This is a genomic window from Sporolactobacillus sp. THM19-2 (genome assembly GCF_004153195.1).
In the GTDB taxonomy this organism is placed as follows: domain Bacteria; phylum Bacillota; class Bacilli; order Bacillales; family Sporolactobacillaceae; genus Sporolactobacillus.
In genome coordinates, this window is sequence record NZ_SEMC01000035.1 from 1 (window position 1) to 10,458 (window position 10,458).

The following is a 10,458-nucleotide window of genomic DNA, read 5'->3' on the forward strand; positions in this document are numbered from 1 at the left end:
TTTGAGGTAGGGGTTTTACTGCCCGTTAATGCGGGATAAAGTGAAACTTCAATCAGTGGGGGGGACTTTATCCCCCACTGATTGTTAGTTGAACCAATCGGGCTTTTATGGGCAGTTAACCCCCACCTGGGGTCAGTTCGTTTACCCACATTACTTTTGAGGTAGGGGTTTTACTGCCCGTTAATGCGGGATAAAATGACATCTGTGTGAAATCGATTCCAGTGTGGTGAAATCACCGCCCGTCAACTTGAATTTACCGTTTCTGTCCTGTACAGTTAGAAATGGAACAACTTCGTTATCACTTATTGGAGGCAGAAGAACATGAGCAGCAAAGTAACCTTTGATTACAGCAATGCCCTTCCTTTTGTGGCAGAGCATGAAGTAGATTATTTATCGGCTCAGGTAGCAGCAGCTCACAAGGCTATTCATGAAAAAACGGTTGTAGGGAATGATTTTCTTGGCTGGCTGGATCTCCCCACGGCATACGACAAAGAAGAGTTTGCCAGGATAAAAAAAGCGGCAGAAAAGATCAGGAACGATTCCGATGTACTCGTTGTCATCGGCATCGGTGGATCTTATCTTGGAGCCCGCGCCGCTATTCAAACACTTCACCATTCCTTTTACAACGAACTTGCGGATTCTGACCGCAAGTCGCCGCAGATCTTTTTTGCAGGCAACAGCATCAGTTCGACGTATCTGAATGAATTATTTGATGTACTGAAGGACAAGGATGTATCCGTTAACGTCATTTCCAAGTCCGGAACGACCACGGAGCCTGCCATTGCCTTCAGGATATTCCGTGAATTTCTGGAAAACAAATACGGTAAAGAAGAAGCGAAAGGGCGTATTTATGCCACAACGGACAAGGCGAAAGGGGCGCTGAAAACCCTGGCTGGCAGAGAAGGGTACGAAAGTTTCGTCATTCCTGATGATGTTGGCGGACGTTTCTCTGTACTGACCGCTGTAGGGCTTCTCCCAATCGCAGCATCCGGCATTGACATAGACGATCTGATGAAAGGGGCACGTGATGCTCAGAACGATTTCAGCGAACCGGATCTGGCAAAAAACCAATCTTATCAGTACGCTGCTGTTCGTCAGATTCTCTATAATAAAGGGAAATCTGTAGAAATGCTTGTCAACTTTGAGCCTCATTTGCATTACTTCTCTGAATGGTGGAAACAATTGTTTGGTGAAAGTGAAGGCAAGGATTTCAAGGGACTTTATCCATCATCAGCGGATTTCAGTACGGATCTGCATTCACTGGGTCAGTTTGTTCAGGAAGGCAGCCGGGTTATGTTTGAAACGGCCGTTCTTGTTGAAAAGCCAAGAAAAGACGTGACGATCCAGTCTGAAACGGCAAATCTCGATAATCTGAATTTCCTGAGCGGCAGGACCATGGATTTCGTCAATAAGAGAGCAGCAGAAGGTGTACGACTTGCCCACACGGACGGCGGGGTGCCACAGCTTGTAGTCAGGGTACCGGAACTGACTCCTTATCATTTCGGATACCTGCTCTACTTCTTTGAAAAGGCAGTTGCTGTCAGTGGATTTCTGCTTGGCATCAATGCGTTTAATCAGCCTGGAGTTGAGGCTTACAAGAAAAATATGTTTGCTCTGCTTGGTAAACCTGGCTTCGAATCGGAAAAAGATGCTCTGGAAAGCCGTCTCAAACACTGAGACAACCTGAGTGCCGGTAAAAAATATGAAAAGTTGAAAAAAGTCTTGCCGCGACAGGCAGGCTTTTTTTAATTGACGATGAACCGTTTTTCCATTAACATGAGAGCAGCGGTCTTCTGGAACGGAAGCTTAATCCATACATTGACTTGGAAGGGAAGAATGGGATGTGAAAGGGAAAAGCAGCGGTATGTTCCCAAAACTGGTGAGTATTCTCCTGACCGTGATACAAATTATCATTACACTCTATATTCTGCTTAAATTTTTCGGCGCGAACGAAACACCGTTTGTGGTTTTTCTGAATGGTCTCAGCGCGCCGCTTCTCAATCCCTTCAGAAATATATTTGATTCGGTCGTATTCAGCGGACATATATTGGATCTCTCAGCTGTTTTTGCTCTAATCGTATACAGCGTCGTAGGTTTCGGACTTCAAAAAATCCTCAGTATCCTCAAAATGAAATAAAGCGAAACGTCTATCAGTGGGGGGCGCACAGGATGAACGCCTTCGTTTTTCGCCAGTGCATCCCCCACGGATTGTTCGCTGTGGTACTGCCCTTAATACGGGATAAAATGCTGCAGTGATCTGAAATTCGGGTAAGTAAAATGTATGAGGGTGGCAGGAAAAATGTGAGGAGAGAGCCGCCGGGTCCGACGGCTCTCTCCTCAACTCAAATTCCCGATTATTGACGAATATTGTTCATTCTGCTAGAATAACGACGTTGATCATTTTCACCTGTTCGCATGGGGCATTAGCTCAGCTGGGAGAGCGTTGCCTTCGCATGGCAGAGGTCAGGGGTTCGATCCCCCTATGCTCCATATTTCATGATTCAGACGGCCACCGGACGAAATGGATGACGGTGGCTTTTCTATATATACGGAATCCTGAATGTACGAGGGTGATCCTTATCGCTGAAAAGAACATAACAGACAAACTGAGACTTGACAGGTACAGATCAACCGCTGTACTCCATCTTCCGGAAAAAGAAGCTGTGCATTTCAATGAGCTGAGTGGATATGATGTACAACTGCAAAATAAGAAATACGATCTGGTCTTTGCTTTCGTCTTTTCTCTGGATCAATTTGTCCAGCTTGTCCGGCGGATCAGGGATCTCGACTGCTTATTAGAAAAGGGCTATTTATACGTTGCTTATCCGAAGAAAGGGAATAAAACCTATCCGGATTTTGTGCACCGGGATGAGATATTCCCTGCGCTCCACGTGACACCACCTGAAGGTTACATTGACAGCAGTACGATCAGATTTTCGCGCATGGTCAGTCTTGATGCCACCTTTACAATTGTCGGCATGAAAAAAGATTCTGCCAGCCAGGGTCAGCTATCCACGAAGCCCAGCCAGCGTGTGAATGACTATATTTCCTATATTCCGTATATCGAGTCCCGCCTGGCTGACAAGCCAGCTCTGTCCGCTTTTTTCAGCAGCCTGACGCCGGGTTACCGAAAGGACTGGGCCCGTTATATCTATAGTGCGAAAAGAGAATCAACTCAAAAAAAGCGGTTTTCCGAGATGGAAATGATTCTCGATAAGGGATACAAATCCAAAGATCTGTATCGTCGGTCCAGATCATGAGTAAAAATGCGCGGTGGCCATGAAACAGCCACTGCGCATTTTTTTAGTGCGCATGAACGGGCAGTACCCCTCAGGGGGGATGTGAAGGTAAAATAACATGCCCTGAGAGGGGGATAACAGCCCGCAGAAGCCCTGATGGGTTCAACGAGCAATGAGTGGCGGATGAAGCCCCCACTGATTGAAGTCATGTTTTATTTGTTAACTTATTGTCAACTTTTATTACATAAATTTGTCTAAGTTATTGAAAAATAAATTCAATTAATTATAATGAATAGATATAGAATTATTTTTTATTCTTTATTCATATTGAATTTTTGGGGGCTTTAAAGTGAGCGATTTGTTTCGGAGAAAACCGATTTCCGAACTTTTGGAAGAATCGCAGGGGAAAACGGGGTTAAAAAAATCACTGGGCGCTTTCGACCTGACGATGCTTGGAATCGGCGCAATTATTGGTACCGGGATTTTCGTCCTTACCGGAGTAGCAGCGGCGGATCTGTCAGGCCCGGCATTAATCCTGTCTTTCCTGCTTTCCGGTCTGGCCTGCTGTTTCGCCGCACTGTGCTATGCGGAATTTGCATCCATGATTCCCGTAGCAGGAAGTGCTTATACATACGGTTATGCCGGACTGGGTGAAATCTGGGGCTGGATTATTGGCTGGGATCTGATTCTGGAATATGCTGTTGGTATTGCTACAGTCGCTATTGGCTGGTCAGGATATGTTGTGAATTTACTGGGGAATATAGGCATTCATCTGCCGAAAGCCATTACTGTTTCACCGTTTGAAGGCGGAGTGATCAATATTCCGGCTATGGTCATTATTGGACTGATCGCCTGGCTTCTGATCAGTGGTGTGCGGAATACATCCGGTGTGAACGGCGTGATTGTTATCATTAAAGTTTCTGTTGTTCTCCTGTTTATCGTACTGGCCGTCTGGCATGTCAAACCGGCCAACTGGACACCGTTTATGCCATATGGTTTCCAGGGCGTCGTATCCGGCGCGGCCGTCGTATTCTTTTCATATATCGGTTTTGACGCTGTGTCAACAGCAGCTGAGGAGACGCGTAATCCTCAGAAAAATATGCCAAAAGGGATCATTTATTCCCTGCTGATCTGTACTGCACTGTATATTGCTGTTTCTGCCATTCTCACTGGCATTGTTAAGTACACAGCTTATAAAACACCGGCAGGACATTCGGCACCAGTCGCCTATGCTCTGGACCAGATTGGCATCCACTGGGGTGCAGCACTCGTATCAGTTGGCGCGATCTGCGGCATTACATCTGTTTGTCTGGTTATGATGTATGGCCAGTCACGTATTTTCTTTGCCATGGCCCGTGACGGACTGATCCCCAAGGTGCTCGGCAGTGTTGATCCGAAGCATCAGACACCGGCTCTTTCAACAACCATTGTTGCTACAGCATGTGCCATTACAGCCGGTTTCTTCCCGATCAGCATTGTTTCCGAACTTGTAAGTATCGGTACTCTGGTTGCCTTTATCATTGTCTGCGCAGGCATTATCGTTCTGCGTCAGAAAAGGAGTGATCTGAAGAGATCATTCAAGGTTCCGTTTTATCCGGTGACACCGATATTAGGGATTCTTTCCTGTGCGTATCTGATTACAGGCCTTAAGCCGGCCACATGGCTGCGGTTCATTGTCTGGTTTGCTCTTGGTTTAATTGTTTATTTCGCCTACAGCCGTCGTCACAGTCTTCTGAGACTTGAGAATCGACAACCGAAAACCGCGCGCGAATGACTGATTGGTTATAGAAACACAATTCTTTTATTAAAGTCCCCCTTCTTTTATATTGAAGGGGGGCTTATTTCCTGTCCCATTCTGTCAAAAAATTTATAAAAAAGTTACGCCATGCCTTTTTTTTGGTAAAGTTAAAGAAGAAATTGCAAACACTGTAAAGAGGATGAGTATGCACGGGTTACGTGAATGCTTCGGTAAGATCGGAGAGAATCATATGGACAGAAAGAGGATAGAAAAGCGTTTATTTCAGATAGCTTATTTTGTATTAAGCGCAGCAATTGTCGGCCTTTTTGTCTATTTTGTCATCCTGCTCATTGGTAATCACTATACCGATGATGAGAAGCTCGTGATGAGTCGCACGTCGATTATTGTCGATCAAAAGGGGCAGGAAATATCCAGACTTTATGCAGAGAACCGTGAGCCGGTCTCGTTAAAGAAAATTCCCGAACGGGTACAGGATGCGTTTATTGTGACTGAAGATATCCGGTTCTATGATCATTCGGGAATTGACCTTCGCGGGATTTCCCGGGCCATTGTTTCAAATCTCCTTTCCGGTGAAAAGCGCGAGGGAGGGAGTACCATTACCCAGCAGCTGGCAAGGAACGCCTATCTGTCCAATGAAAAATCCTGGATGAGGAAGGCCAAGGAGGCAGCTATTGCCATCAGTCTGGAACGAAGATACAGTAAGAAACAGATTCTGGAGATGTATCTGAATCAGCTGTACTTTGGACACGGTATCTATGGTATCCAGACGGCTTCCAGGTTCTTTTTCAATAAGAGTGCAGACGAACTGAATGAGACTGAGGCTGCACTGCTTGCCGCACTGCCAAAGGGCCCGAATGGTTATTCGCCCATTCTTCATCCGAAAAAAGCACTGGAGCGACGTAACCTCGTGATCGGTTTACTTCAGAAACACGGGAAGCTGAGCGCTGAACAGTCAGTCAGGATGAAAGGAACGACTCTCGGCCTTCATATTCAGAGGATCCAGACTCATCCGGAGTATGACTCCTATGTTGATCTGGTAAAAGATGAGGCGCAAAGACGTTTTCACATTGACGAAGATGAACTGATCCGCGGTGGATACAAAATTGTTGTTCCAATCAATAGAGAAGCGCAGAAGGCGTCATACCAGGCGTTTAAGGATAACCGTTATTTTCGCGGGTCCAATCCGAAATTATCCCCGCAGGGTGCCTTTGTACTGATGAATAAAAACGGGGCGATGCTGGCTGCTCAGGGGGGACGGAACTATGTACGTGGCAGTCTGAACCGTGTTCAGTCCTCGCGGCAGCCGGGATCTTCATTCAAACCGCTGGCAGTATATGGACCTGCCCTTGATTCAGGAAAATATCAGCCGTATTCGCTGCTTCAGGATAAGGAAGTTTCTTATGGAAAGTACGCACCGACAAACTATACCGGTCGTTATACAGGTGAGATGACGATGTACGATGCGATTACGGTTTCTCAGAATGCTCCGGCTGTCTGGCTGCTGGATCAGATTGGCATTGAAAAAAGTAAATCTTACCTGAAGAAAATGGATATTAATCTGCCGGATAAGGGGCTGGCTATTGCCCTTGGAGGACTCCGTGATGGCGTCACGCCGCTGCAAATGGCTTCTGCTTATACGGCCTTTGATAATCAGGGCGTGCAGTCTGAACCCTGGTTTATCCAGACGCTCTACGATCATCAGGGCAGAAAAATTGGCGGAGAACCTGCTGAAAAGAAGAAAGTTTTCTCTGCTCAGACGGCCTGGTATATGACTCGAATGTTACAATCTGTTGTCAAAAACGGAACAGGGCAGGCGGGATACAGTGCGTCCGAAATTGCCGGGAAAACGGGATCCGTTGCGTATTCAAGAAACGGGTTGTCGGATGCCTGGTTTGTCGGATATACCCCTGAAGTGACAGGTGCTGTCTGGATCGGCTACGATCAGACGAATGAGAAGCAGTATTTATCCGGATCAAGCGACGATGCGGTAAGTCTGTTTAAGACCATCATAAACGGTGTTCCCGGTCAATCCCGGCTGGCTTTTGAAAAACCTGACGGAGTGGCAGATCTGGATCAGCCGATCCGAATGGCGGAGGTGACCCGCCTCACGGCGAAAGGGACACTGGGCAAGTTCGCCATGCCGGCACTCGAACTCAACTGGAATGGTTCTAAGGATAAACGGATGATTTACAGTATCTATGCAGAAGAAAACGGGAAAACAAAATTAAAGGGAAAAGTGACCGGGGAAAACCACTATCGCATTGATTTTGTCAATCCAATGGCTAATGCTTCCTATTACGTCATTCCTTACAATCCGCAGACCGGAAGGCATGGAGCGACATCTCCTAAGGTGGAAGCGAACTGGTTTTCAAAGTTGTAATCATTTTCCAGTTACAACAGGTGCATTTCCTGAACATTTCCCTTAGAATAAGAGGTGGAAACGTTTTAGAAAGAAAATCAGGACAGAGATCCGAACAAATAAGGAATGAAGCCAGTGTTTCATGATACTTTTTTAAAAGCATGCCGTCAGGAACCCGTATCCCGGATTCCGGTATGGTACATGCGGCAGGCGGGCCGCTATCAGGCAGAATATCGTGTTATCCGCGCGCAACACCACAATTTTTTCGACCTCTGCAGGGACCCCGAACTGTGTGCGAGGGTAACCCGGCTCCCGGTTGAGCATCTTGGCGTGGATGCTGCCATTTTATTCTCCGATATTATGACCCCGTTAAAGGCAAGAGGTTTAGATGTTGAACTGGTTGAAGGGACAGGGCCGGTCATCAGACATCCATTTCGCCGTGCGCACGATCTGTCATCGCTCAGGACCCTCGACCCGGATCGTGATCTTCAGTATGTGATCGAGACGGTTAAACTGCTTCACAGCCAGCTTTCCGTTCCGCTTATCGGTTTTGCCGGTGCCCCGTTCACGCTGGCCAGTTATATGATTGAAGGCGGGCCCTCAAAAAATTATCACCTGACAAAGGGATTTATGTACACGCATCCTGATGACTGGCAGGCGCTTATGGAGGATCTGGCGGCCATGACGGTGAGCTATTTAAAAGCTCAGATAGCAGCCGGTGCTCAGGCCGTACAGGTTTTTGATTCGTGGGTCGGGGCTCTTGGCGCAGAAGACTACCGGACGTTTATTGCCCCCGTTATGAGAAATATTTTTACAGCATTGCGACAAACAGATGCCGTTACCCTTTACTTTGCTGCCGGTGCAGGGCATTTACTGAAAGAGTGGGACAAACTTCCGGTTGATGTGCTGTCCTTTGATTGGCGGACGTCCCCGCAGTTCATCCGGGGGATGCATCTGTCAAAGGCCGTTCAGGGCAATCTCGACCCCTCAATGCTTCTGGCTCCTTTTCCGCTGCTAAAGGAGCGGACCAGGCAGATATTAGACGTTATGGGCTGTCGTCCGGGATTTATCTTTAATCTTGGTCACGGCCTGTTCCCTGAAGTTGATGAACAGCAGCTGAAACGGTTAACAGATTTTATTCACCAGTATCCAATTTATAAAGAAAGAAGCTATGAAGATGAGTAATAAGAAAAAAATGGGCCTCCTTGTTATGGCTTACGGGACGCCTTATAAAAAGGAAGATATCGTTCCGTATTATACCGCCATCAGACATGGGAGACGCCCGTCTCAGGAACAGATAGAGGATTTGACCAGGCGTTACGAAGCGATTGGCGGTGTTTCACCGCTTGCCCGATTGACAAAAGCCCAGATGGACGCCCTTACCGAACGACTGAATCACGGACAGGATGACATCATCTTTCAATCCCGGCTCGGCCTTAAATACATACATCCTTTTATTGAAGATGCTGTCGAGGACATGCGACAGGATGGAATTGAACAGGCTATTGCTCTTTCCCTTGCACCTCACTATTCCAGATTCAGTGTTCAGGCGTATACAGACCGTGCCAAAAAGGCGGCGGGAGATCAGGGACCGGCTATATACCCGATTAAAAGCTGGTATACTGAACCGAAATTCATCCAGTACTGGTCACAGGCAATCCGCGGGATTCTGGATGCTCTGCCGGAAGATGAGCGCAGCACAAGTGTTGTTATTTTCAGTGCGCACAGTTTACCCCGACGGATCTTAACCGGCGGTGATCCGTATCCGGACCAGATCGCTGAAACAATACAAGCAATTACCGCGCAAACCGATATTCCGCATGTTGCCCAGGCATGGCAGAGTGCCGGAAAAACGCCTGATCCATGGCTTGGTCCCGATATAATGGATAAGATTCGTGAGTTAATGACAGGACATCACTATAAACATCTGATTTTCTGCCCTATCGGATTTGTCTCCGAGCACCTGGAGGTTTTATATGATAATGATATGGAGTGTCGTACACTGGTGGAGTCTCTGGGCGGGGCTTATCATCGTCCCTCCATGCCGGATACTGATCCTCTGTTTATTGAGGCCCTGGCAAGTGCAGTATGGAAGGCCTGTCAGAAAAATAAAGGAGTCCTGTCATGAGATAAGTAGTTCAGTTTTCGTGCGGGAAAAACAAAAAAATAGGATAAATAAAGTGCTAAAGCGTATGGCGTTTAGCACCTTTTTTTGCTTATGTATCAAAAATAATATGTGTTTCGAGCTGAAATGAACAAACAGTATGACAATAACTATTGTGGTCGTACTCATCGTTGCGCGAAATGGGTTATTATTTACTTTGTTAGTTTGAATATAATGAGGTGTTCTAAAGAACTGTGCAAGTGTAAAATTAACAGTAATAAAAAATTAAGTGCGGGGTTGGTGAACCTCACACGACTCAAGTCGTGTGCTTCTGGGAACATTGCACACTTACCTAACGTTCAGGCAGAGGTCACAACTCTTTTACCAAGGCTCGTCCCGAGCCGAAGAATATTCTTTGCTGCGTTAATATCTCTATCGTGATGATGCCCACAGCCAGGGCATGTCCAGTCCCTTATGTCTAACGTATGCTTTCCGTCATCATAACCACATTCCGAGCATATTTGTGATGTCTTATAGGGATTGACAATGACTAATGTTTTACCACACCATGCACATTTGTATTCAAGCATCCGTCTCATTTCCCGCCAGGATTGATTAACAATTGCTCTGGATAATTTGTGATTGCGTAGAAGATTTTTTGCTTTCAAATCTTCCATGACAATGACATCATTATCTTTAACTAATTGCACTGTAATTTTATGGAGATAGTCATTGCGTTGATTAGTCATTTTCTCATTGTATTCAGCAACCATTAATTTGGCTTTTTTATAATTTTTCTGAGCTTGCAATCTACGTCTAGCTAACCGTTTCTCCCAGTAATGTTTCTTCCTGGCTAAGATTTTGTCAAACCGAATGGTAGGGAACTTAATACCATCAGATCCAATGACTAAATCGGCAACACCCAGGTCAATACCTAATTGCCTTCCTGTTTTGTTGAATGTTTGGTTTTCATATTCAACAAGCAGCACAGCATAAT

8 protein-coding genes and 1 tRNA gene are annotated in these 10,458 nt (G+C 46.2%); 8 read left to right on the forward strand and 1 reads right to left on the reverse strand.

Features of this window, described 5'->3' with window-relative positions:
- Nucleotides 1-321: 321 nt before the first annotated feature.
- The 8 genes from EWH91_RS14070 to hemH all read left to right on the forward strand — a co-directional run bounded on the left by EWH91_RS14070 (nucleotide 322) and on the right by hemH (nucleotide 9,485).
- Nucleotides 322-1,677: a glucose-6-phosphate isomerase gene (locus tag EWH91_RS14070; RefSeq protein WP_129930861.1), complete on the forward strand. Its 1,356-nt coding sequence runs from the start codon at nucleotides 322-324 to the stop codon at nucleotides 1,675-1,677.
- Nucleotides 1,678-1,843: 166 nt separating this feature from the next.
- Nucleotides 1,844-2,137 (forward strand): YggT family protein, encoded by a 294-nt coding sequence (locus EWH91_RS14075; RefSeq protein ID WP_129930863.1) that lies wholly within the window; start codon nucleotides 1,844-1,846, stop codon nucleotides 2,135-2,137.
- 280 nt (nucleotides 2,138-2,417) lie between these two features.
- Nucleotides 2,418-2,490, forward strand: a tRNA-Ala gene (locus EWH91_RS14080).
- Between the two features lie 80 nt (nucleotides 2,491-2,570).
- On the forward strand, nucleotides 2,571-3,260 hold the full coding sequence (locus tag EWH91_RS14085) for a YdeI/OmpD-associated family protein (protein ID WP_240697383.1): 690 nt from the start codon (nucleotides 2,571-2,573) through the stop codon (nucleotides 3,258-3,260).
- Nucleotides 3,261-3,588: 328 nt separating this feature from the next.
- Nucleotides 3,589-5,013: an amino acid permease gene (locus EWH91_RS14090; RefSeq protein ID WP_129930867.1), complete on the forward strand. Its 1,425-nt coding sequence runs from the start codon at nucleotides 3,589-3,591 to the stop codon at nucleotides 5,011-5,013.
- A gap of 169 nt (nucleotides 5,014-5,182) precedes the next feature.
- Nucleotides 5,183-7,378 carry a transglycosylase domain-containing protein gene (locus EWH91_RS14095; protein ID WP_240697384.1) on the forward strand — a complete coding sequence of 732 codons (2,196 nt, stop codon included), beginning with the start codon at nucleotides 5,183-5,185 and terminating at the stop codon, nucleotides 7,376-7,378.
- A 105-nt stretch (nucleotides 7,379-7,483) separates the two neighbouring features.
- Complete coding sequence (hemE, locus tag EWH91_RS14100; protein ID WP_129930869.1) at nucleotides 7,484-8,542, forward strand: uroporphyrinogen decarboxylase; 1,059 nt, start codon at nucleotides 7,484-7,486, stop codon at nucleotides 8,540-8,542.
- Entirely contained in the window at nucleotides 8,535-9,485 is a 951-nt protein-coding gene (hemH, locus tag EWH91_RS14105; RefSeq protein ID WP_129930871.1) for a ferrochelatase, read from the forward strand. Before hemE ends, hemH begins: the two co-directional genes overlap by 8 nt.
- A gap of 335 nt (nucleotides 9,486-9,820) precedes the next feature.
- On the opposite strand, the gene EWH91_RS14110 is transcribed toward hemH, so the two are convergent.
- Nucleotides 9,821-10,458 (reverse strand): RNA-guided endonuclease TnpB family protein (locus tag EWH91_RS14110; RefSeq protein ID WP_129930873.1); only part of this gene is annotated, 638 nt, incomplete at its 5' end.

Bases quoted from the DNA above. Each gene is read 5' to 3' on its own strand.
- EWH91_RS14070 (WP_129930861.1), top strand. From the start codon at position 322: ATGAGCAGCAAAGTAACCTTTGATTACAGCAATGCCCTTCCTTTTGTG.
- hemE (WP_129930869.1), top strand. From the start codon at position 7,484: ATGAAGCCAGTGTTTCATGATACTTTTTTAAAAGCATGCCGTCAGGAA.
- EWH91_RS14095 (WP_240697384.1), top strand. From the start codon at position 5,183: ATGCACGGGTTACGTGAATGCTTCGGTAAGATCGGAGAGAATCATATG.
- hemH (WP_129930871.1), top strand. From the start codon at position 8,535: ATGAGTAATAAGAAAAAAATGGGCCTCCTTGTTATGGCTTACGGGACG.